This window comes from Arthrobacter sp. 10N43 (genome assembly GCF_056394525.1).
The window spans coordinates 1-490 of sequence record NZ_JBFTIA010000047.1; the positions used below are offsets into that span (position 1 = coordinate 1).

The following is a 490-nucleotide window of genomic DNA, read 5'->3' on the forward strand; positions in this document are numbered from 1 at the left end:
GTGGCACAAAGCCGGAGATATCCTCGGCCAGGCGGCGGCGGGTCTTGAGCAGGCGGGGGCGCAGGCGATTGTGCTCTGTACTAACACCATGCACAAAGTGGCGGGGCAAATTGAGGAGCGCTGCCAGATCCCTTTCCTGCACATTGCCGACGCCACCGGCCACGCCATTGAGAATGCCGGGCTGCGCAATGTCGCGCTGCTGGGTACACGCTACACCATGGAGCAAGATTTCTATCGCGGGCGGCTGGAGAAGCAGTTCGCCATCAGAACCACGGTGCCCGGTCCGGAAGATCGCCAGCGTATCAATGAGATCATCTTTGATGAGCTCTGCCTTGGCACCTTCAGCGACGAATCGCGCTACTACTTTATGAATGTGATTAAACAGCTGGCGAGCGAAGGGGCAGAAGGGGTGATTTTTGGCTGTACCGAAATCGGCCTGCTGCTGCCTGAAACCCACAGCCCGATTAAGGTGTTCGACACGGCTGCGCTA

The 490-nt window shown here is 58.6% G+C and carries 1 protein-coding gene; it reads left to right on the forward strand.

The features are described 5' to 3' along the window. Positions 1-490 (forward strand): amino acid racemase (locus AC1DDO_RS23045; protein ID WP_476972851.1); only part of this gene is annotated, 490 nt, incomplete at both ends.